1 protein-coding gene is annotated in these 257 nt (G+C 52.9%); it reads left to right on the plus strand.

Going from position 1 to position 257, the window contains the following annotated elements:
- Window positions 1–24: 24 nt before the first annotated feature.
- Window positions 25–257, plus strand: a 233-nt coding sequence (locus PZC42_RS21900) for an SAM-dependent methyltransferase (RefSeq protein WP_277214316.1), incomplete at its 3' end; no start/stop codon positions are given.

Consider the following 257-nt stretch of genomic DNA (forward strand, 5'->3'; position numbering starts at 1 on the left):
GTGGACATTATCATCTCAGAGCCCATGGGCTACATGCTCTTCAATGAACGAATGCTCGAGAGCTACCTCCATGCCAAAAAGTACCTGAAGCCTAGTGGAAACATGTTCCCCACCATTGGTGATGTCCACCTCGCACCCTTCACTGATGAACAGCTCTACATGGAGCAGTTCACCAAAGCCAACTTCTGGTACCAGCCATCCTTCCATGGAGTGGACCTGTCGGCCCTCAGAGGCGCCGCTGTGGATGAGTACTTCCG

Origin of the sequence: Isoptericola croceus (assembly GCF_029382255.1) — a bacterium.
In the GTDB taxonomy this organism is placed as follows: Bacteria; Actinomycetota; Actinomycetes; order Actinomycetales; family Cellulomonadaceae; genus Isoptericola; species Isoptericola croceus.